The sequence below is a fragment of the Actinomadura sp. KC345 genome (assembly GCF_004348515.1).
Lineage (GTDB): Bacteria > Actinomycetota > Actinomycetes > Streptosporangiales > Streptosporangiaceae > Spirillospora.
The window spans coordinates 1-21,101 of the sequence record NZ_SMKH01000124.1 but is presented as its reverse complement, the minus strand read 5'-3'; the positions used below and the strand labels follow the sequence as shown (position 1 = coordinate 21,101).

Genomic DNA, 21,101 nt, shown 5'->3' with positions numbered 1-21,101 from the left:
GAACAGCCCGGTTCCCTGTGGGGGACGACCCCCCACACCCCCCGGAACAGCCCGGTGGCGTGCGCGAACGGTGAAAGGGAAGGAGTCGTGCCATGGCCCACTCTTACGTGCAGGTGACGACGACGACCGACTCCCGAGCCGAGGCGGCCGAGCTGGCCAAGTCCGCGGTCGCCGAGAGGCTCGCGGCCTGTGCCCAGCTCGTCGGCCCGATCGCCAGCACCTACTGGTGGGAGGACGAGATCGAGTCGGCCGAGGAGTGGATGGTGCTCTTCAAAACCTCGGTCGACTGCTTCGAGGAACTGGCCACCCTGATCACCGAGGGACACTCCTACGACACCCCGGAGATCATCGCCACGCCCGTCGTGGCGGGCAGCATGGACTACCTCGCCTGGATCACCGAGCAGACCGAGGCCGGCGAGCACGACGACGCCGTCGAGGACGATGACCAGGACTGACGCTGCCGCCAGGGGGTGCGGGAGGTCGTCCCCCCGCCCGGAGACCGATCGTGTGGCGGGCGTCAATCCGGGGTAAGTTTTCCGTTACCACGGCCGGGTGGTCACCGGCCGGGGCGACGGAAGGCGGTCGACGTGCACGACGAATCGGGTGAGGAGCGCACCGACCACGGGTTGTTCGGACCCGGCTCGGTGACCTGGCGGGTCATGGGCGAGCCCGTGCTGATCGTCGGCGGGATCAGGGCGCTGCTGCTGCAGGGCCTGCATCCGCGGTCGATGTGGGGCACGGCGCAGAACTCCGAGCTCATGGACCCCTCCGCGGCCTGGGCGCGGCTCGGGCGGACGGTCGAGTTCGTCCGCGTGCGCACCTACGGGACGGAGGCGGAGGTCGAGCGGGTGGGCCGCAGGGTCCGCAAGCTGCACTCCAAGCTGACCGGCCTCGACATGCGCACCGGTGAGACGTTCCCGGTCGACGACCCGGAGAACCTGCTCTGGGTCCACCTGGGCGAGGTCGACTCGTACCTGGACGTGGCACGCCGCGCCGGTGTGCCGCTGACCGCCGGGGACGCCGACGCCTTCGTGGACGAGCAGCGCCGCGCCGCCGCCGTCGTCGGGCTCGATCCCGCGGACGTGCCCGCCACGGTCGCGGAGATGGACGAGTACTACGCGGAGATGCGGCGGCGGATCTGGGCGTGCCGGGAGGCCCGCGCCGGGCTGCGCCGCATGTTCAACCCGGCCGTCCCGCGCCGGCTGCTGCCGCTGAAGCTCGCCGCTCCCGCCCTCGGCTCGCTGGTCGTCGCGACGCTGCCGCGCTGGGCCCGCCGCATGTACGGGCTGCCGGGCCTGCCCACGTCCGACCTGGCCGCGACGCTGACGCTCAAGGGCCTGCACCGGACGTCCCAGGTCGTCCCCGAGCGGTACCGCTACTCCCCGGACGCCCAGCGGGCCAGGCACCTCACGCGCCAGCACGAGACGGACCTGGCCACCTGGTCGATCGCCTCCTGACGCCCGCCGCCCGGGGCGCCACCGCCCCGGAGGGGGACGGGTCAGCCGCGGCGCATGAGGCGGCCGACGGCCGCCATCAGCTCGGTGGACATGGCCTCGCTCTTGCCCTCCTCGGCGCCCTCGGCGACGCAGTGCCGCACGTGGCCGTCCAGCAGGCCGAGCGCCACCTTGTCCAGCGCGGCCTGGACGGCGCTGATCTGCGTGAGGATGTCGATGCAGTAGCGGTCCTCGTCGACCATGCGGTCGATGCCGCGCACCTGCCCCTCGATCCGGGCCAGCCGGGTCTGCAGCTGGTCCTTGGTGGCGGTGTACCCGCGCGTGGGGGTCTCGCTGGTCGCCATCTTCGTCCTCACAATCTTCCGAGGGCGCACGCCCGGATACCCCAGGGGAAAATCCCCCCATGGGTACCTTATGCGCTCCCGGTCGGTTCAAGCCCGAGGTGAGGGGCGCGGCGGGAGGGCCTGGGCTCCGGTGGACGGCGACGCGCTCAGGGCTTGCGGGCGATGCCCCCGTACATGAGGCGCTGGCCGACGCTCAGCTCGTCCGGCACGGCGCCGTCGGGCCGCCACAGCGGCAGCGGGACGAGGCCGGGTTCGAGGAGCTCCAGGCCGTCGAAGTAGCGGGTGATCTCCTCGGGGGTGCGGAACCGCCCCGTGCCGAGGAGCCCCTGGTACTGCACCTCGGCGTCGACCGCCTCCTGGCTGGACGCGCAGAAGGCCGTGACGAAGAGGTGGCTGCCGGACGGCACGGCGTCCATCAGCCTCTCCACGATCTGCTGCGGGCCCTCGTCGTCGTGGAGATGGTGCAGGATGCCGACCAGCATCACCGCGACGGGCCGGTCGAAGTCGATGAGCCGGCGGACCTCCTCGTGCGCGAGGATCTTCTCCGGCTCCCGGACGTCGGCGGTGACGACGGTGGTGTCCGTGTTCTCGGCGAGCAGCGCCCGCCCGTGCGCGAGGACGATCGGGTCGTTGTCGACGTACACCACCCGTGCGCCGGGAGCGGTGGCCTGCGCGACCTGGTGGGTGTTCTGCACGGTCGGGAGCCCGGAGCCGAGGTCGAGGAACTGGCGCAGGCCCGCCTCGCCGGCCAGGTACCGCACGCCGCGCCCGAGGATCTCCCGGTTGTAGGTGGCCACGTCGTAGATCTCGGGGACGATCTTGACGATCTCGGCCACGAAGGCGCGGTCGACCTCGAAGTTGTCCTTGCCCCGCAGCACCACGTCATAGGTCCGGGCGATGCTCGGCGTCGTGGTGTCGATCCCCAGTGAAGCCCAGTCGTACTGCTCTTCGGTCATGCCGTGTCCGCCTCGCCCGCTGTGAAGTCCTCTGGTTCGCCGCTCCCAAAGATCGTAAACGCCTGGCGATACATCCGTCATGAGAGTGGCGAATGTTCGCTGAAGCGATCCGGGCCGGGGGGCCGCCGGGGGAGCCACTCGTCGGCGATCGCGACCGTCAGCTGCTCCAGCAGCGGGCCGGCCCGGCGGACGCGGCGCTCGGCGTCCGGCTCGATGTCGGCCAGCGCGTAGGCCGCCTGGATGCGGGCCTTCCTGAGCTGCTCGCCGGTGAGGCCGCGCCGTCCGGCGACCGCGACGACGGGCACGCCAGCGCGGGCGGCGGCGCGGGCGACGCCGATCGGCGCGGTGCCGCGCAGCGAGCGGGTGTCCAGCGAGCCCTCGCCGGTCACGACCAGGTGCGCGCCGCGCGCCTTCCCGGCGAAGCCCAGCAGGTCGAGCACCAGCGAGGCGCCCGGCTCGATCGTCGCGCCGAGGAAGGCGAGCGCGGCGAACCCGACCCCGCCCGCCGTCCCGGCGCCGGGCAGGTCGCGGGCGGCCGTGCGGGACGCCGCCTCCGCCAGGTCGGCCCAGCGGCGCAGCCCCGCGTCCAGCAGCCGGATCTCGTCGCGGCTCGCCCCGCGCCGCGGCCCGTCCACCGCCGCGGCGCCGGTGCGGCCGAGCAGCGGCCCCGCCGAGTCGCCCGCGACCACCACCTCGATGCCCGACATGTCCGGGAGGCCGCGCAGGTCGAGGGCGTGCAGCGAGCGCAGCGCGGCGCCGCCGGGCGGGAGGTCCCTGCCGACCGCGTCCAGCAGCCGCCCGCCGAGGCCCTGCACCAGCCCCGCGCCTCCGTCGGTGCAGGCGCCGCCGCCGAGGCCGAGGACGATCCGGCGGGCGCCGAGCCGCACCGCGTGCGCGAGGAGCTGCCCCGTCCCGATGCTGGAGGCGGCGAGCGGGCGCGGCCTGCCGCCGGGCAGCCGGCGCAGGCCGGACGCCTCGGCGAGCTCCACCACCGCGCTGCGGCCGTTCACCGCGAGCCGCGCGGTGAGGGGGCGGCCCGTCGGCCCGCACACCTCGGCCTCGACCCGCCGCCACCCGGCCGCCACCGCGGCCTCCACCGTGCCCTCCCCGCCGTCGGCCACCGGCAGCTCCACCAGCGGGACGCCGGGACGGGCGCGGCGCAGCCCGGCCGCGAGGTGCCGTGCCGCCTCCGCCGCGGTCAGCGCTCCCGGGAACCTGTCAGGCGCCAGCAGGACGTGACCTGGCGGAGACGGGTGGGAGGGAGAGTCCGCGGACGCCACAGCCACGCCTTTCACGCCGGGGGGTAAAGGCCCTACCTTCTGCTTACGCCATGAAGGCACTAATTGACACCCGCAGGCGTGTCCAAGAATTTTAGATACGCGGCGATCCTCGCCGGTCCGGCGCCCGCGGCGGCCGTCAGCGCACCCCCAGCCACCCCTCGATCGGATGGATCAGGAAGAAGATCAGGAACAGCGCCACCACCGGCCACAGCCAGACCGAAACCTCGCGCCACCTGCCCCGGGCCACCTTGATCAGCGCGAAGCTCACCAGTCCGCCGCCGATCCCGATCGTGATCGAGAAGGTGAACGGCATCAGCACGATGGTCAGGAACGCCGGGATCGTGAGCCCCAGATCGTCCCAGTCGACCTTGGCCACCTGCGTCATCATCAGCGCGCCGACGACGACCAGCGCGGGCGCCGCGGCCTGCGCGGGCACCGTCGCGGCGAGCGGGGTGAGGAACAGCGTCACGGCGAACAGCGCGCCGGTGGCGATGTTGGCCAGGCCCGTGCGGGCGCCCTCGCCGACGCCGGCCGCCGACTCCACGAACACCGTGTTGGCGGACGAGCTGGTCACACCGCCGAACGCGGCCGACACGCCGTCCACCGAGAGGATCCGGCCGAGCCGCGGCACCTGGCCCTTCTCGTCCAGCAGGCCGGCCTCGTCGCTGACCCCGAGGATCGTGCCCATCGCGTCGAAGAAACCCGACAGCACCAGCGTGAACAGCACGACCAGCGCGGTGATGACCCCGGCCTCGGCGAAGCCGCCGACCAGGTCGAACTCGCCGAACAGCCCGAAGTCGGGCATCGCGAACAGGCTGTCGGGCATGCTCGGCGTGACCACGCCCCAGCCGCCCTCCTTGATGTTCGCGTTCTCCTGGATGACGACGGCCGCCACCGTCCCGGCGACGATGCTGATCAGGATCGCGCCGGGCACCCGCCGCACGTACAGGACGATCATCAGCAGGAGCGTGAGCCCGAACACCAGCACCGGCCACGTGTCCAGCTGCCCGGCGGTGCCGAGGGCCAGCGGCGGGCTCTCGTCGCTGGAGCTGACGAAGCCCGCGTCGTAGAGGCCGACGAGCGAGATGAACGCGCCGATGCCGACCGCGATCGCGTGCTTGAGCGCCAGCGGGATCGAGTTCATGATCCGCTCGCGGATCCCGGTGAGGGCCAGCACCACGATGACCGCGCCCTCGATCACCACCAGTCCCATCGCCTGCGGCCAGGTCATCACCGGCGCCGCCTGGAACGCCACGACCGCGTTGATGCCGAGGCCCGCGGCGAGCGCGAGCGGGGCGTTCCCGACCAGCCCCATGATCACCGTGGCGACCGCCGCGGACAGCGCGGTCATCGTGGTGAGCTGCGGGATCGACAGCGTCGCCCCGGTGACGTCCTCCGCCCCGCCGAGGATGATCGGGTTCAGCAGGATGATGTAGGCCATCGCGAAGAACGTGGTGACGCCGCCGCGCAGCTCGCGGGGCACGGTCGTCCCGCGGCCGGTGAGGTCGAACAGCCGCTCCAGCGGCCCGTGCCCGCCCGCCGGCGGTGATTCGCCGGTCCCGGCGGCGTTGGTCTTGGACATGACGGGCGCTCCGCTTTCCGCAGCATGATCTCGAATGGGCGTGCACAGGGTAACCGCCGCGCGGCCCGTCGTCCCGCACCTGCACAGCCGCGGGGGGCGGTATCGGGACGTGAGTCCCGGCCTTCGCAGCGTGACGGCGCCGACGGGTCCGCTATAGCCTGCCCTGGTGCGAATGCGAGACTCGGCCGGGATGGACGGCCTCGACTCCTATGCGCGGCTGCTCGCGTCGGTCCCGGAGGGGACGCGGTCCTCCTTCCGCGCCCGGATGCTCGGCCCGCTGGAGGAGTACGACAGCAGCCGGCAGGCCGAGCTCGTCCACACGCTCGAGGTCTTCCTCACGTGTTCGGGGTCCTGGCGCCGCAGCGCGACACGGCTGCACGTCCATGTGAACACGCTTCGATACCGAATCCGGCGAATCGAGGACCTGACCGGCCGGGACCTCGGCACACTTGAGGATCGGGTCGACTTCTTCCTCGCGCTGCGCGCCACGCGGCCGGCGAGCACCCGGTAGCGGGCAGGCACACTCTTCCAGCGGGAAAACTCTGTAGGCGGTGGTCACACGATGGATCGGGAGACACTGGGGCAGCGCATCCGCGCCCTGCGGATCCGGCAGGGCGTGAGCCAGGCGCAGCTCGCCTTCCCCGAGCTGTCCGACAGCTATATCTCGCTGATCGAGAGCGACAAGCGGGTGCCCGCCCCGAGCGTGGTGGACCTGCTCGCGGTGAAGCTGAACTGCTCGCCCACCTATCTCGTCAGCGGCGTCAGCGAGGACGTCGTGGACGAGCTGCGCGTCACGCTCGACTATGCGGAGATCGCGCTGAGCAACGGCGCGGCGGCCGAGGCGCGGGCCCGGTTCGCCGAGGTGCTCGCCAGCGCCGACGCGGTGGCGCTGCCGGACATGCTGCACCAGGCGCGGTGGGGGCACGCGCTCGCGCTGGAGGCGGCGGGCGAGCTGGAGGAGGCGATCGCCGGGCTGCGGGAGCTGACCGGCCAGGCCTCCGCCGAGACCGACCTCGACCACTGGGCGGAGGTCCACGTCGCTCTGAGCCGCTGCCTGCGCGAGCGCGGCGACATCGGCGCGGGCGTGCAGGCCGCCGAGGACGCGCTGCGGCACCTCATCGCGACCGGCGCCGACTCCACCGACGCCGCCGTGCACCTCGGCGCGGCGCTGCTCGCCGCGTTCATCGAGCGCGGCGACCTCGTCCGGGCCCGCCAGCTCGCGGCCCAGCTCGTCGAGCGGGCCGAGCGGATCGGCAGCCCCCGCGCCCGGATGGTCGCCTACTGGGAGGCCGCCTACGTCGCGGAGATCCGCGGCGAGTACGAGGAGGGCGTCGCGCTCGCCGAGCGGGCGCTGATGCTCGCGGGCGACGGCGAGGACCCCCGCGACCTCGGCAGGCTCCGCGTCAGCTACGCCGGGCTCCTGCTGCGCGCCCGGCCCGACCAGGCCACCCGCGCCCGCGAGCTGCTCACCCGGGTCCGCGGCGAGATCAACGCGAGCTCGTCCGGGGAGATCGACGTCGCCTGGTGCCTGACCGAACTCGCCCGCGCCGAGACGGTGCTCGGCCGCCCCGCCGAGGCGGTGCGGCTCGCCGAGGAGGCCCTCGACCTGCTCGGGGACGCGCCGCGCCGCGCCACGGCCGGGGCGCTGACCGTGCTCGGCGAGGCGTCGGTGCGGCTGGGCCGGCGGGACCGGGCCGTGGAGGTGCTGACCCGGGCCGCCACCTGCCTGGAGGAGATGGAGTCCTCCCGGGAGGCCGCGCAGGCCTGGTTCGACCTCGCCGAGGTGCTGGCCGAGACGGGGACCGCCGAGGAGCCCAGGATGGCCGCCTACCGCCGCGCGCTGACCTGCGTCGGGGTGTGAGCCCGGAGTGAGCTCGCAGGGGGAATGAACCGTCACGGGCGCCGCCGCGTCATGAATAATGCTGCGGTCGCCTGAGATGGGGGAGTTTCTGTGTTCGGTGTCGTGCGGCCGTGCCGGCATGTCCTGTGCGGGAATCTGTTCAAGGACTGGATGGCGCATCTGTGCGGCCTGTGCCTGACGCTCCGGGCCGAGCACGGCCAGGCTGCGCGGCTGGTCACCAACTACGACGGCCTCCTGGTGTCGGTGCTGGCCGAGGCGCAGGCGCCGGCGCTGTCCCCGCGCCGCAAGGCCGGCCCGTGCGCGCTGCGCGGCATGAAGACCGCCGAGGTCGTGACGGCGAAGGCGCAGGGGGCGCGGCTCGCCGCCGCCGCGTCCCTGCTGCTCGCAGCGGGCAAGACCCGTGACCACGTCGCGGACGGGGACGGGCCGTACTCGCGGCGCCTCGTCGCCGCAGCGGCGGGCCGGGTGGCCGGCCGCTGGGACGCCGCCGGCGGCCGCACCGGAGAGGCGGCCGGCTTCGACCCGTCCGTCCTGCGCGCGGCCGTCGCCCGCCAGCCCGCCCTGGAAGCGACCCCGGGGCTGGGCCTGCTCGACCTGACCGAGCCCACCGAGGCCGCCGTCGCGGCCGTGTTCGCGCACACCGCCGTCCTCGCCGGAAAGGAGGGCAACGCGGAGGCCCTCGCGGAGGCCGGCCGCTTCTTCGGGCGGATCGCCCACCTCATCGACGCCGTCGAGGACCTCGCCGACGACACCGCGGCGGGCGCGTACAACCCGCTGCTCGCCACCGGCGCCACCGCCGCAGAGGCCCGCCGGCACGCCGACGACGCCCTGCACGGGCTCCGCCTCGCGCTCGCCGACCTGGAGCTGGAGCGGCCGCAGCTCGTCCGTGCGCTGCTGGACCGCGAAGTGCGCCGCTCGGTCGAGCGCGCGTTCGAGGGGGCCGGGGAGGGGCACGCCACCGCGTCGGGGCGCGGGCCGCGGCGGCCGCGTCCCGGCTGGCCGATCCCGTGCCTCACCGGGACGGCCGTCTGCGTGACCTGCGGGGTCTTCCAGCCCGAGTGGAGCGACCACCACGGCGAGTCGTGCGGGGACCGCTGCTGGTGCTCCCGGCACTGCGACTGCTGCGCCAGTTGCGATTGCTGCAGCGACTGCGACTGCTGCTGCTGCGACTGCTGAGCACGCGTCCGTGACGCTTCACGAAACCCCGCACGTGCCACTACCACGGGCTCAGTAGGGTGGGGGAACCCCTTCGACCCACTAGAGAACCCGGCCATCAATGAACATCCTCAAGCTTCGCCGTCCCCTGCGCCGCCTCGGCATCGCCGCCGCCGTCGCCACCCTGCTCACCGTCGTCATGGCGCCGCCCGCGCTCGCCCACCCCCGGCTGGAGAGCAGCACGCCGGCCAAGGGCGCCTCGGCGGAATCGGTCACCGAGGTGAAGCTGGTCTTCAGCGAACAGATCAACGTCGCCGAGGTCGTCGTCCGGGACGGCTCGGGCAAGGCGTTCCAGTCGGGCGCCGCCGAGCGCTCGGGGGCGACGGTCATTCAGAAGCTGTCGGGCGCGCTGCCCGCCGGGACCTACACGGTGGCCTACCGGGTCGTCGGCGAGGACGGGCACCCCGTCCAGAGCGACGACCTGACGTTCACCGCGGCCGGCGGCGCCGCGCCCGCGCCGTCCGCGGGCGGGGTCGGCGCCGAGGAGCAGACGGGCGCCGCCGCCACCGCCGACGAGAAGCCGCTCAAGCTGGACCAGGAGCAGGCCGCGGCGGCGGACGAGGACTCCGGCTCCGGGACGATGATGTGGGTCCTCATCGTCGCGGGCCTGCTGATCGGCGTCGGCATCGGCGTCGGCATCGTGTTCCGGGCCAAGCGCAAGCACCAGGCGGCCGGCGGAAGTGAATAGGGCGGGCCTGCGCGTCTGCGCGGCCGCCGCGGGCGCGGCGGCCGCGGCCGCCGCCGTCCTGGTGGCCGGGCTCGTGCTCGGCGGATCGGTGACCGAGAAGGTCATCCCCGGCCTCGGGGACCCCGGCGCCCTCACCCGGTGGGGGCTGCCGGCGGCGCGGACGGCGATGGACCTGCTGTCCGCGCTGACCGTCGGCGCCCTGCTCGCCGCGGCCGCGTTCCTGCCCGCCGAACGCGGGCGCGGCCCGCGCCCGGCCGGGGACGCCCGCTCCGCCGGGGACGGCCGCACCGCCAGGGACGCGGCCCGGCTCTCCGAGGACGCGGTCGGCTACATGCGCGCCGCGTCCTGGCTCGCCGCCGGCTGGGCCGCGGCCGCGGCGGCCACCCTCGTGCTCACCGTCGCCGACGTGCTCGGCCAGCCGGTGCAGCAGGTCGTCACCGGCAGCGAGCTGAGCAGCTATGTCGGCTCGCTGCCGCAGGGCACCGCGCTCATGATCGTGGTGCTGCTGGCCGTCGTCGTGGCGCTGCTGGCCCGCACCACCGCCACGCCCGCCGCCGCGTTCGGGCTGCTGGCGATGGCCGCGGTCGCGCTGCTTCCCGCGCCGCTCACCGGCCACTCGGCCTCCGCCGCCAACCACGCCGTCGCGACGACCGGCGTCGCCCTGCACGTGGCCGCGGTCGCCCCCTGGGTCGGCGGTCTCGCCATCGTCGGCGCGCACGCCCTGCTCCGCCGGGACCGGCTGCCGGTCATGGCCGAGCGGTTCAGCCGGATGGCGCTGTGGTGCTTCATCACCGTCGGCGCCAGCGGCATGGTGAACGTGATCGCCCGGCTGCCCGACCCGGTGGAGCTGGTCGAGACGAACTACGGCCGGCTCGCCCTCGGGAAGATCGTCCTCTTCTGCGCGCTCGGCTGGTTCGGATGGTGGCACCGGAACCGGACGCTGCCCGCGCTCGCCGACCGCAGGCCCTGGTCGTTCACCCGGTTCGCGTCGGCCGAGGCGGCCGTGATGGCCGCCGCCATGGGCCTTGCCGTCGCGCTGGCCCGCACCGCGCCGCCCCGCCCGCCACGCCCGACACCGCGGTCAAGACGTTGCTCGGCTACGAGATGCCGCCGGAGGTCACCCCGCCGCGGCTGGCGACGCTGTGGCAGTTCGACCTGTTCTTCGCCGTCCTGGTCGTCGTGCTCGGCGGCCTCTACCTCGCCGCCGTCGTCCGGCTGCGCCGGCGCGGGGACACATGGCCGGCCGGACGCAGCGCGGCCTGGTTCGCCGGCCTGCTGGCCATCGTCGCCGTCACCCAGACCGGCGTCGCCAAGTACGCGCCGATCCTGTTCAGCGTCCACATGGCGCAGCACATGGTCCTGAACATGCTGGCGCCGATCTTCCTGGTCGTCGGCGCGCCGGTGACGCTCGCGCTGCGCGCGCTCAAGCCCGCCCGGATCCGCGGTGACCGCGGCCCGCGCGAGTGGCTGACGGCGATCGTGCACAGCCGGTACGTCGCGGTCATCGCCCATCCCGCGGTGGCGACGATCATCTTCGTGGCGAGCCTCTTCGCGCTGTACTTCACGCCGCTGTTCGAGGCCGCGATGCGCAACCACCTCGGCCACATCGCGATGATGGTGCACTTCCTGGCCGCCGGCGCCCTGTTCTTCTGGGTGCTGCTCGGCGTCGACCCGGCGCCCAAGAAGCTGCCCTACCCGGGGCGGCTCCTCCTGCTGTTCGTCACGATGCCGTTCCACGCGTTCTTCGGCATCGCTCTGATGAACATGAGCCAGGCCCTCGCCCTCGGCTGGTATGAGTCCGTCGACCCGCCGTGGGGCACCACGATCCTGCACGACCAGCACACCGGCGGCGCGATCGCGTGGGCCTTCGGTGAGATCCCCACGTTCATCGTCCTGATCGTCCTGGCGTTCCAGTGGTACGGCGACGACCAGCGGCAGGCGCGGCGGCTCGACCGCAGGGCCGACCGGGCCGCGAAGGCCGGCGGCGCGCCCGAGGACGACGAGCTGGCCGTCTACAACGCCCGCCTGGCGAAACTCGCCGAAAGGGACCGGGCCGGACGTGACGGGGCCGAGGCCGAGGCCGGGGAGCGGGGCAAACGCCCGTGACCCCGGCTCCCTCTCACGGGGGAGGGGGAAGCGGGCCCCGTCTGCGAGGATCGGGGGCGTGATGCGTGTGGTGCGGCCGCTGGTCGCGCGGAGGACCTGGCAGCGCTGGTCCCACATGGTGGTGGGCGGAGCGCTGCTGATGCCGTACTGGTTCCTCGCGATCGCCCTCGCCCCGCTGCTTCCGGTCAACCAAGCCGTCACGCTGGTGCTGGCGCTGCTCGTCCTGCCGATGGCGGCGACGTTCGTCACCGGGCTCGTACCGACGGTGCGGCTGCTGGAGGGCTCGCTCGCCAGAGAGCTCCTCAAGGGGCCCGCCGCGGCGCTCGTGCCGGGATCGGCGCGGTCGTGGGAGAGCCGGGCCCGAGCGGGGGCGTGGTTCAGCCTGCACCTGGCGGTCGGCGTGGTGATCAGCGGGCTCAGCCTGGCCGTGCCGCCGTTCGCACTCGTGACGGTCCTCGCGCCGGTGGTGACCTGGGACGCCGAGTTCATGGAGGCGTGGGGATGGCAGGCCGGCTGGAACCAGTGGATCGCGCCGCTGGTCGGGGTGGCGTCGATGGCGGTGCTGCTCCCGCTGATCGTGGGCGCGGGCTCGCTGCTGTCGCGGCTGGCGCCGTGGTTCCTCGGGCCGTCGGCCGCCGAGCGGCTCGCCGAGGCGGAGGCCAGGGCCGTCAGGCTGGCCGAGCGCAACCGGCTGGCCAGGGAACTGCACGACTCGGTGGGCCACGCGCTCAGCGTGGTGACGCTCCAGGCCGGAGCGGCCGGACGGGTCCTCGACGCCGATCCGGCGTTCGCGCGGGAGGCCCTCGGCGCGATCGAGGAGTCGGCCCGCGCCGCGCTGGAGGATCTCGACCACGTGCTCGGGCTGCTGCGCGAGGACCCGTCCCGCCCCGCGCCGCAGGCGACGCTGGAGGATCTCGGGCGGCTGCTGGAGCAGATGAGGATCGCCGGGGTGAAGCTCGACGCGGAGGTGGACCCCGGGGTGGAGCACGTCCCGGCCGCGGTGTCGCGCGAGGCGTACCGGATCGTCCAGGAGGGGCTGACGAACGCGCTGCGGCACGCCGGGAAGGTGCCGGTGCGGCTCCGGCTCGCGGTCGAGGGGGAGCGCCTGGAGATGGAGATGAGCAACCCGGCCGGCGCGCCCCGGGACGACGGCGCGGGCCCCTCGCTCACCGGCGTGGGCGGCGGGCGGGGCCTCGGCGGCGTCCGCGAGCGCGTCACCGTGCTGCGCGGCGAGATGACCGCCGGGCCGGAGGGCGGCGTGTGGCGCTTCCGCGTCTCGCTGCCGCTAAGGTCCGGAACATGACGATCAAGGTTCTGCTGGTCGACGACGAGCGGCTGATCAGGGCCGGACTCGCGGCCATCATCGACGGCGAGGACGACCTGGCCGTGGTCGGCGAGGCGGCCGACGGCTCGGAGGTCCCGGGCGAGGTGAACCGGCTGCGGCCCGACGTGATCCTGATGGACGTGCGGATGCCGCGGCTGGACGGCATCCAGGCGACCCGCCACATCCTGGAGACCGTGCCGGAGCCGCCGCGGATCATCGTCGTCACCACGTTCGAGAACGACGAGTACGTCTACGACGCGCTGAAGGCGGGCGCGAACGGCTTCCTGCTCAAGCGGACGCGTCCGGAGGAGATCCTCCAGGCGATCAGGATGGTCGCGCACGGCGACAGCCTGCTGTTCCCCGCGGCGATCCGGGAGCTGGCCGCGCAGCACGGACCGTCCGGCTCCGTGACGGCCGGGGCGGCCTGGCACGGCCGGCTCACCGAGCGGGAGGGGGACGTGCTGCGCCTGATGGCCAAGGGCCGCTCGAACGCCGAGATCGCCCAGGATCTCTTCGTGAGCCCGCAGACGGTGAAAACGCACGTCGGGAACATCCTGGCCAAGCTCCAGGCCCGCGACCGCACCCAGGCGGTGATCTACGCGTACGAAACCTCGTTCATCACGCCGGGCTGACGCCGACACCCCCTTTGCGCCTCCCCCTTACGCCTCGTTTACCTACGAGTAGCTACAAAAGAGTCAGAAGCGAACAAGTCTGACGATCGGGGGATCATGGACGCCGCGACGCTGTCCGACCTGCGCAAGCCGAGGGCCTATCCGGCGGTCTCCGTGCTGATGCCGACGCACCGGGCGCTCCCGGAGAGCCGGCAGGACCGGATCCGGCTGCGCAACCTGCTGGCGGAGGTGCGGCGGCGGCTGCACGCCGACGTCCGCGTGCCGCCCGACGCCGCGGACCAGGTCGTCCGCGGCCTGGAGCGCGCGGCGGGCGAGATCGACCCGCGTGGCGCGTCCGCGGGCCTGGTGCTCTTCGCGGCGCCCGACGGGGAGCATCACGCGTTCACGATCGCCCAGCCCGTCGACGAGCGGGTGGTCGTCGACGCCGGCTTCGCCACCCGCGACCTCGTCGCCGACTACACCCGCACCCCGCGCTACTGGCTGCTGGCGCTGTCGGACCGGCGGACCCGGCTGTGGGACGGCCACGACGGGCACCTGACCGAGCACACCGGCGGCGGCTTCCCGGTCGCTTCCGACCCGATCGACGAGGCCGGCGACGGACGGCAGTCGCGGCGCGCCGCGCGGGGCGGCGACGGCGGCGGTGACGGGGAGCGCCACCGGCAGATCGTCCGGGACGCGGCCCGCGCCGCCGACCGGATCCTCGCGCGCGACCACCGCCCCTTGATCGTCGCGGGCGTCACCCGCGCCCAGGCGCTCTTCGACGAGCTGGCGGGCCCGCACACCACCGTGGCCGGACGCGTCGACGGCAGCTTCGAGGGCGCCGCGGCCGGCACGCTCGCCGAGGCGGCCCGCCCGGCGCTCGCCGCCTACGAGGACCTCCGCGAGGTGGCCGTGCTCGCCGAACTGGAGGCCGCGCGCAGCATCCAGCGGTACGCGGGCGGCCTCCGCGAGGTCTCCCGGCTGGTCGAGGGGGGGCGCGGTGACCACCTGATCGTGGAACGCGGCTACTACGCGCCGGCGATCAAGACGCGCGACGAACTCGTCCCGATGGACGGCATGCCCGGCGTGCTGAAGGGCGCGGACGTCGTCGACGACGCCGTGGACGACGTCATAGAGACCGCGATGGAGTACGGCGGCGAGATCACCTTCGTCTCCGACGGCTTCCTGGTCGACCACGGGCGCATCGCCCTGGTGACCCGGTACTGAGCCGCCCCGCGGGGGCGGGCCGCGGCCGGGGTCAGTTCCGGGTGAGCCACTGGGCGCCGACGTCGCCGAGCACCGACCGGACGGCGAGGACGGCGATGCCCAGCGTGAGGACGGGCATCACCAGGAAGCGCTCCACCTTGCCGTCCGTCCTCGGGATGACGGGGACGGACGTCCGCCACGGCAGCGGCCAGAGCACCGGGCATCCCCGCGGCGTCAGGCAGTCGCCCGCGACGTGCGCCAGGCATCCGAGCGCGACCGCGAACCCCACGAAACTCATGTCGATCTTGGCCATCAGCCAGACCGCGATGAGGGCGAGCGCGCAGTCGGCCAGCGCGGACTGCGGTTCCTTGCCCTCGAAGTCCAGGCCGACGCCGCGCAGCCCCAGGCCGACGATCATGAAGAGGCAGGCCCACCACGCGTAGAGGTAGTGGGTGGCGAGGAAGTCCATCGCGAAGCCGATCCCGACGGCGAACAGGATCGAGTGGGTCCCCTGCCGGTGCCCGCCCGAGATCTTCCCGATCCACTTGCACATGTGCTCGGTGATGGGCCCGAACGTGTTGGCGATGCGGCCGTTGTGATGGTCGATGTCGGGCAGGATCGCCGCCCCCGCGCACACCACCGCGCCCGCCGCGACCTGCTCCGGCGACAGCGACACCGCGTGCTCGCCGAGCAGCCGCTCCTGGGCGAGCACCGGCACGGCCGCCAGCCACACCAGCGCGCCGCTGAGGGCGTGCGTCTTGCCCATCATCCGCCGTTCCCCGCCTTCCAGCACGTCCCGCCGCCCGCTTCAGTGGCGGACTCTAACCCGCTACTGATCGTTTTCGTCGGCGACGCGCCGAACCGGGCGCTACGTCCGTTTGGATGCGGGAAACCCCGCCCGGGTTCCGTTCCGGGCGGGGTGCGGTGAGCGCTCGGTCACCGGGCCGGCACGAAACGCCAGGCCTCGGACTCCTCGCCGGGCTCGTACGGCGAGTTCAGGCGCTTGGCCACGACGCCCGGCAGCCCCTGCTCGCCCGCGGCCGCGCGGACGGCGTCGCCGTCACCGGGGAACCAGGGGGCGGTCTGCCACAGCGAGCCGGACAGGTCCAGGCCGTCCAGGGCCTCCCGGCGCTCCCGGTACGGGACGTCCAGCAGCGGCCGGCCGTCCAGATGCAGCACGTCGTAGATCATGTACGTCTCGCGGCCGTCGAGGACGGCCAGCTCACCGTCCAGCAGCGCGGGCCGGGCGCCCAGCGCGACGCCGAGCCGGGAGCCCAGCCCGCCGGGACCGGCGACGGCGCGCCCCCGGCCGTCGGTGAACCGCGTCCTGCCGCCCTCGACGTAGGCGGCCGTCCGCCTGCCGCCCCACGCGAACTCGAAGCCCCAGGCGTCCTGGTCGCGCGGCAGCCGCGCCTTCTCCACCGGGCGCATCGGGCTCAGCGACTCCGGCAGCCGCTCGGCGTCCGGGTCCGCCGGCGGGTCCATCCGGTGGATCATCCAGTTCCTGCCGCGCGTCCTGAACAGCACGTACCGGCCGGAGACCCGCGAGCCGTGGATGACGACCTTCACCTCGCGTTCGGACCACTTCTCCGTCTCGTACGTCCCGCGGTCCCAGATGATCACCTTGCCGCCGCCGTACTCCTCCTTGGGGATGTCGCCCTCGAACGTCGCGTACTCCAGCGGATGGTCCTCGGTGTGCACGGCGAGGTGGTTGGTCTCCGGGCTCCACGGCAGGCCCTTCGGGACGGCCCACGACACCAGCACCCCGTCGCGTTCGAACCGCAGGTCCCAGTGGAGGCTGCTCGCGTGGTGCTCCTGGACGACGAACGTGTCGTCGTCCCCGTGCGGCAGCGCCTTCTCCTCGGGGACGGGTTCCGGCGTCCGCTCCGCGTCGCGCTTCCCGCGGTACTCCGCCAGCCGGTCGCCGTCCTTCTTCCGCTTCTTCGGAGCCACGCCCGTTCCGTACCCGCGATCGCCCGCCTTCAGCGGATGAAGACGGCGTAGTCGGCCACCTCGCCGGTGAGGGACGGCGGCAGTCCCGCCACCGCGGACAGCTCCTCGGCGGACACGAACCCGCCCGCCTCGGCCCGTACCCGCTCGATCCTCCCCGCCAGCTCCGGGGTGATGCCGGGCAGCAGCGTCAGCGCCTCCGCCGGGGCGTGGTTGACGTCGACCAGCCCGCCGTCGTTGTACTGGCGCGGAAGGTCGGGACGGCCGATCCGCAGCTCTTTGGCGAGGCCGGGATCCTCGCGCGCCAGTTCCCGCGCCTTGTCCCGCAGCAGCCGCTGGCGCTTGACCCGCTCCACGACGGCCTCGTTGTCGACCCCGGACAGTCCGTGCGGGTCGAACACGCGGCGCCGGATGATGAACGAGTGCGCGCAGCCCACCACCGCGAGGACGAAGAGGAGGATCCCGACCGTGCGCTCGGTGCCGTCCTCCCGGCCGATGCCGGGCAGCATGTACAGCATCAGCGCGAAAACGCCGAGGTAGGCGGCCGTGGACACCAGCAGGTGCAGGCTGCGCCGCCACAGCGCCACCGCGGCGAACGTGAACGGCGTGGCGTAGCCGAGGGTCAGGAACGGCAGCGCCGCCCACGTCACGCTCAGCGCCGCGCGCCCCGGCGGCATGCTGTCGGACGGAACCCGCGGCTCGTACGGCGCTGGGGCGTTCATCTCTAGAGACTCTCCCGGCCGGATGTGGGGCGAATCGGACCCTAGATCAAGAGGTTCGTCACGGCAGGGTGAGGATTTCGTGGCCGTCTCCGGTCACCAGGAGCGTGTGCTCGAACTGGGCCGTGCGCTTGCGGTCCTTGGTGACGACGGTCCAGCCGTCCTTCCAGATGTCGTAGTCGTGGGTGCCGAGCGTCAGCATCGGCTCGATCGTGAACGTCATCCCCGGCTCGATGACCGTCGTGGCGGCCGGGTCGTCGTAGTGCGGGACGACGAGCCCCGAATGGAACGTCGTGCCGATCCCGTGGCCGGTGAAGTCGCGCACGACCCCGTACCCGAACCGCTTGGCGTAGGACTCGATGACCCGCCCGATCACGTTCAGCGCCCGCCCCGGCTTGACCGCGCGGATGCCCCGCATGGCCGCCTCGCGGGTGCGCTCCACCAGCAGCCGCGACTCCTCGTCCACGTCGCCGCACAGGAACGTCGCGTCGGTGTCGCCGTGGACGCCGCCGATGAACGCGGTGATGTCGACGTTGACGATGTCGCCGTCGCGCAGCACGGTGTCGTCCGGGATGCCGTGGCAGATCACCTCGTTGACCGAGGTGCACAGCGACTTGGGGAAGCCCCGGTAGCCGAGCGTGGACGGGTAGGCGCCGTGGTCGAGGAGGAACTCGTGCCCGATGACGTCCAGCTCGTCGGTCGTGACGCCGGGCCGGACGTGCCGGCCCACCTCCTGGAGCGCCTGCGCGGCGATCTTCCCCGCCACCCGCATCCTCTCGATGATCTCGGGCGTCTTGACGTCGGGCTCACCGGTCCTGGGGCGCTTCTTCCCGACGTACTCCGGGCGCGGGATGCTCGACGGGACCTTGCGCATCGGGGAAACGGTTCCGGGCCGGAGTAGCTGGGTCGTCATAGTGATGGAGTGTAGTCAGCGGGATCGCGGCAACGAATCCCGTGCCGAGCGCACATTCGAGAGGAGCGCCGATGGCCGGTGACGACGGTGACTGGTGGTTCTGCCTCAAGCACATGAAGGTCGAGCACGGGCCCGGCTGCCCCGGCAAGGACCGGATGGGCCCGTACAAGTCGGAGAGCGCCGCGGCGGACGCCCTGGCCCTGGCGCGCGAGCGCAACGAGGCGTGGCGCAGGGACAACGCCGAGGATTAGCCGACCACGGTTCAGTCGGCCACGGGGCCCGACACGGTGTCGAGCAGCCGGGCGAGGCGGTGCCGGAGGCCCCGCGGGCTCCGCGCCGGCTCCCGGCCGGCGGCCGCGCTGACGAGGTGCTGCGCGCCGTCGAACGACAGCAGGGCCTCCCGCGGCGGGACGGTCAGCGCCTCGTGGGCGAGGCCCTGGAGTTCGCGGTCGCCGCCGTCGAGGGCGAGGACGGTCGCGCCCGTGCGGCGGGCGTCGTCCACCCGTTCCAGCAGCGGGACGGGCGCGTCCTCCTCGGCGACGACGAACAGCGTCTCGCCGCGCCGCGCCGCTTCGAGCCGCTCCAGCCCGACCCTCAGGTGCGCGGGCGCGTCCTCCGGCGGCTTCCAGCGCACCAGCGTGGGCGCCAGGCCGGGGGCGTCGCCGAGCCGGCTCTCGTCGTCCAGGTGGGCCGCCAGGTGCCACGGGTCGTCGCCGGGCGTGCCGACGAGCAGCAGCCCGCCGGGGGTCCGGGACGTGACCCGCAGCGCGCGGCCGAAGTCCTGGGTCCGCTCCAGCCAGCCCGAGGCCGACAGCACCTCGCGCAACATCATGATCTGCTCGGCGTCCACGGGACCATGGTGCCGCACCCGGACGTCCGGGACGGGCCGGTTGCGCGGATGCGGTGGCCCGGGGCGCCGCGGCCGCGGGGCCGCCTGGCAGACTCGGCGGCATGACTGAGCAGCAGAAGACGCCCTATGACCTCCCTGACGTGAGCGGCCTGTCGATCGGCATCCTCGGCGGCACCGGCGACCAGGGCAAGGGCCTCGCCCGCCGGTTCGCGCTCGCCGGGCACCGGGTGACGATCGGGTCGCGCAAGGCCGACCGCGCCCAGCAGGCCGCAGACGACCTCACGGGGGAGCGGGGCGGCGCGGGCCTGCCGGTCTCCGGCGCGGAGAACCCGGTGGCCGCCGGGCGGTCCGACGTCGTGATCGTCGCGGTGCCGTGGGACGGGCACAAGCCCACGCTGGAGTCGCTGCGCGCGGAGCTGGACGGCAAGATCGTCGTCGACTGCGTGAACCCCCTGGGCTTCGAGAAGGGCAAGGGCGCGTTCGCGCTGCCCGTCGAGGAGGGCAGCGCCGCCGAGCAGGCCGCCGCGGTCCTGCCCGGCAGCCGCGTCGTCGCCGCGTTCCACCACGTCTCGGCGAAGCTGCTGCTCGACCCGGAGGTGGACGGGATGGAGCTGGACGTGCTCGTCCTCGGCAACGACCGCGAGGCCACCGACCTCGTCCAGGCGCTGGCGGGCCGGATCCCCGGCATGCGGGGCGTCTACGGCGGCAGGCTGCACAACGCCGGCCAGGTCGAGGCGTTCACCGCCAACCTCATCTCGATGAACCGCCGCTACAAGGCGCACGCGGGCCTGCGCATCACCGACGTTTGATCTCCGCCTGACGGCCCGACCCGGTACGGTGCCGAGCGTGAACGATCCGGAAGCGGTGCGGGGGCCGCTCGTCCTCCTGCCCTCGGCGAGGACGGGACCGCTGCGAGCGGTCGCCCAGCGCGTCGGCATCGCCGTGCTGCTCCTCTTCGCCGTGGTGGCCGCCGTGTACGCCGACCGCGACGGCTACAGCGACAACCGCGACGGGACGCTGTCGCTGCTCGACGTCTTCTATTACGCCTCGGTGACCATGTCGACCACCGGCTACGGTGACATCGCACCGGTCAGCGACACCGCCCGGCTGGTAAACATCCTCTTCATCACGCCCGTGCGGGTGCTGTTCCTGATCCTCCTCGTGGGCACGACCCTCGAGGTGCTGGCCGAACGCACCCGCGACGACTGGCGCAAGGCCCGCTGGAGGACACGCGTGCGCGACCATATCGTGGTGGCCGGTTACGGCACGAAGGGCCGCAGCGCCATCAAGACCCTGCTCAGCACCGGTGTGAGCCGCGAGTCGATCGTCGTGGTGGACCCCGACCCGCGCGTGGTCGCGGAGGCGACGGAGGCCGGGTTCGTCGGCGTCGTCGGGGACGCCACCCGCAGCTCGGTGCTCAAGCAGGCCGCGGTGCCGCGGGCCCGGGAGATCGTGGTGGCCAGCGCCCGCGACGACACGGCCGTCCTGGTCACGCTCACCGCGCGGCAGCTCAACCCGCACGCCGGGATCCAGGCGTCGGTGCGCGAGTCGGAGAACGTCCCGCTGCTGCGGCAGTCCGGCGCCGACCACGTGGTGACGTCCTCGGAGGCGGCGGGACGGCTGCTCGGGGTGTCCACCAGCCAGCCGAACGTCAGCCAGGTGATCGAGGACCTGCTCGACCAGGGCAGCGGCCTCGACCTGACGGAGCGCGACGTGCGCCCGGACGAGACCGGCGCGCCGCTCGGCGCGGTGCGGGAGCCGGTGCTCGCGGTGGTCCGGGACGGCCGGATGCTGCCGTTCGACCATCCGGAATGCACGTCCCTCCGGCCGGGCGACCGGCTCATCGTGGCGGCTTCCAAGCGGCCCCGGGAGGCGTCGGCCGGGGACGGCGAAGAGCTGGCACGCGACAACGCCCGCCGCGAGCACGGATCCTGACGGCACCCGGGAGCCGGGCCCCGTGAAGAACGCACGCACGGCCGCGCCGGGAGGGAAGCGGCCGTGCGGGCGTTCGGACCCGCCGCCGGGGTGGGGCGGGCGGCGGG

Annotated in this window: 21 protein-coding genes and 2 pseudogenes; 14 read left to right on the top strand and 9 right to left on the bottom strand. The window is 73.6% G+C overall.

Annotated elements, in window-relative coordinates; genetic code table 11:
• Positions 1 to 92: 92 nt before the first annotated feature.
• Complete coding sequence (cutA, locus tag E1281_RS21085; RefSeq protein ID WP_131880787.1) at positions 93 to 455, top strand: divalent-cation tolerance protein CutA; 363 nt, start codon at positions 93 to 95, stop codon at positions 453 to 455.
• 132 nt (positions 456 to 587) lie between these two features.
• Complete coding sequence (locus E1281_RS21080; RefSeq protein ID WP_243717192.1) at positions 588 to 1,457, top strand: oxygenase MpaB family protein; 870 nt, start codon at positions 588 to 590, stop codon at positions 1,455 to 1,457.
• A 41-nt stretch (positions 1,458 to 1,498) separates the two neighbouring features.
• Here the strand turns inward: E1281_RS21080 and E1281_RS21075 are convergent, their stop codons facing one another.
• The 4 genes from E1281_RS21075 to E1281_RS21060 form a co-directional block, all read right to left on the bottom strand.
• Positions 1,499 to 1,798 (bottom strand): metal-sensitive transcriptional regulator, encoded by a 300-nt coding sequence (locus tag E1281_RS21075; RefSeq protein WP_131880785.1) that lies wholly within the window; start codon positions 1,796 to 1,798, stop codon positions 1,499 to 1,501.
• Positions 1,799 to 1,944: 146 nt separating this feature from the next.
• Positions 1,945 to 2,754 (bottom strand): SAM-dependent methyltransferase, encoded by an 810-nt coding sequence (locus E1281_RS21070; protein ID WP_131880783.1) that lies wholly within the window; start codon positions 2,752 to 2,754, stop codon positions 1,945 to 1,947.
• Between the two features lie 77 nt (positions 2,755 to 2,831).
• The gene (locus E1281_RS21065) at positions 2,832 to 4,034 is read right to left on the bottom strand and encodes a glycerate kinase (RefSeq protein WP_243717190.1); all 1,203 of its coding nucleotides are present in this window, start codon (positions 4,032 to 4,034) and stop codon (positions 2,832 to 2,834) included.
• 136 nt (positions 4,035 to 4,170) lie between these two features.
• Positions 4,171 to 5,616, bottom strand: a complete 1,446-nt coding sequence (locus tag E1281_RS21060; protein WP_131880781.1) for an NCS2 family permease — start codon at positions 5,614 to 5,616, stop codon at positions 4,171 to 4,173.
• A 184-nt stretch (positions 5,617 to 5,800) separates the two neighbouring features.
• Here E1281_RS21060 and E1281_RS21055 point away from each other — a divergent pair.
• The 9 genes and pseudogenes from E1281_RS21055 to E1281_RS21020 all read left to right on the top strand — a co-directional run.
• Positions 5,801 to 6,127, top strand: a pseudogene (locus tag E1281_RS21055) (helix-turn-helix domain-containing protein); the annotation flags it as partial.
• A 51-nt stretch (positions 6,128 to 6,178) separates the two neighbouring features.
• On the top strand, positions 6,179 to 7,477 hold the full coding sequence (locus E1281_RS21050; RefSeq protein WP_131880779.1) for a helix-turn-helix domain-containing protein: 1,299 nt from the start codon (positions 6,179 to 6,181) through the stop codon (positions 7,475 to 7,477).
• 90 nt (positions 7,478 to 7,567) lie between these two features.
• Positions 7,568 to 8,653 (top strand): DUF5685 family protein, encoded by a 1,086-nt coding sequence (locus E1281_RS21045; RefSeq protein WP_131880777.1) that lies wholly within the window; start codon positions 7,568 to 7,570, stop codon positions 8,651 to 8,653.
• A 100-nt stretch (positions 8,654 to 8,753) separates the two neighbouring features.
• Positions 8,754 to 9,380, top strand: coding sequence for a copper resistance protein CopC (locus tag E1281_RS21040; protein ID WP_131880775.1), 627 nt, complete (start codon positions 8,754 to 8,756; stop codon positions 9,378 to 9,380).
• A gap of 166 nt (positions 9,381 to 9,546) precedes the next feature.
• A pseudogene (locus E1281_RS42840) lies at positions 9,547 to 10,359 on the top strand (CopD family protein); the annotation flags it as partial.
• Positions 10,299 to 11,486, top strand: a complete 1,188-nt coding sequence (locus E1281_RS41985) for a cytochrome c oxidase assembly protein (protein WP_347813297.1) — start codon at positions 10,299 to 10,301, stop codon at positions 11,484 to 11,486. The pseudogene E1281_RS42840 and the gene E1281_RS41985, both read left to right, overlap by 61 nt.
• Before the next feature lie 61 nt (positions 11,487 to 11,547).
• Positions 11,548 to 12,789 (top strand): histidine kinase, encoded by a 1,242-nt coding sequence (locus E1281_RS21030; RefSeq protein WP_165959021.1) that lies wholly within the window; start codon positions 11,548 to 11,550, stop codon positions 12,787 to 12,789.
• Positions 12,786 to 13,442, top strand: a complete 657-nt coding sequence (locus tag E1281_RS21025; RefSeq protein ID WP_131880773.1) for a response regulator transcription factor — start codon at positions 12,786 to 12,788, stop codon at positions 13,440 to 13,442. Before E1281_RS21030 ends, E1281_RS21025 begins: the two co-directional genes overlap by 4 nt.
• 96 nt (positions 13,443 to 13,538) lie before the next feature.
• Positions 13,539 to 14,648 carry a hypothetical protein gene (locus E1281_RS21020; protein WP_131880771.1) on the top strand — a complete coding sequence of 370 codons (1,110 nt, stop codon included), beginning with the start codon at positions 13,539 to 13,541 and terminating at the stop codon, positions 14,646 to 14,648.
• Positions 14,649 to 14,679: 31 nt separating this feature from the next.
• Here the strand turns inward: E1281_RS21020 and E1281_RS21015 are convergent, their stop codons facing one another.
• The 4 genes from E1281_RS21015 to map all read right to left on the bottom strand — a co-directional run bounded on the left by E1281_RS21015 (position 14,680) and on the right by map (position 18,209).
• Positions 14,680 to 15,396 (bottom strand): metal-dependent hydrolase, encoded by a 717-nt coding sequence (locus E1281_RS21015; protein ID WP_207943399.1) that lies wholly within the window; start codon positions 15,394 to 15,396, stop codon positions 14,680 to 14,682.
• A 167-nt stretch (positions 15,397 to 15,563) separates the two neighbouring features.
• Entirely contained in the window at positions 15,564 to 16,580 is a 1,017-nt protein-coding gene (locus E1281_RS21010; RefSeq protein ID WP_131880769.1) for a DNA polymerase ligase N-terminal domain-containing protein, read from the bottom strand.
• A 29-nt stretch (positions 16,581 to 16,609) separates the two neighbouring features.
• Complete coding sequence (locus E1281_RS21005; protein ID WP_131880767.1) at positions 16,610 to 17,299, bottom strand: helix-hairpin-helix domain-containing protein; 690 nt, start codon at positions 17,297 to 17,299, stop codon at positions 16,610 to 16,612.
• A 58-nt stretch (positions 17,300 to 17,357) separates the two neighbouring features.
• Positions 17,358 to 18,209, bottom strand: a complete 852-nt coding sequence (gene map / locus E1281_RS21000) for a type I methionyl aminopeptidase (RefSeq protein ID WP_131880765.1) — start codon at positions 18,207 to 18,209, stop codon at positions 17,358 to 17,360.
• A 71-nt stretch (positions 18,210 to 18,280) separates the two neighbouring features.
• Here map and E1281_RS20995 point away from each other — a divergent pair, with 71 nt between their 5' ends.
• Positions 18,281 to 18,460, top strand: coding sequence for a hypothetical protein (locus E1281_RS20995; protein ID WP_131880763.1), 180 nt, complete (start codon positions 18,281 to 18,283; stop codon positions 18,458 to 18,460).
• Positions 18,461 to 18,471: 11 nt separating this feature from the next.
• On the opposite strand, the gene E1281_RS20990 is transcribed toward E1281_RS20995, so the two are convergent.
• Positions 18,472 to 19,059, bottom strand: coding sequence for a hypothetical protein (locus tag E1281_RS20990; RefSeq protein WP_207943398.1), 588 nt, complete (start codon positions 19,057 to 19,059; stop codon positions 18,472 to 18,474).
• A 101-nt stretch (positions 19,060 to 19,160) separates the two neighbouring features.
• On the opposite strand from E1281_RS20990, the gene npdG reads away from it, so the two are divergent.
• Both npdG and E1281_RS20980 read left to right on the top strand, forming a co-directional pair.
• A complete protein-coding gene (gene npdG / locus E1281_RS20985) occupies positions 19,161 to 19,868 on the top strand; it encodes an NADPH-dependent F420 reductase (protein ID WP_131880761.1) in 708 nt (235 codons plus the stop codon).
• A 37-nt stretch (positions 19,869 to 19,905) separates the two neighbouring features.
• Entirely contained in the window at positions 19,906 to 20,994 is a 1,089-nt protein-coding gene (locus E1281_RS20980) for a potassium channel protein (protein ID WP_131880759.1), read from the top strand.
• Positions 20,995 to 21,101: the final 107 nt, after the last annotated feature.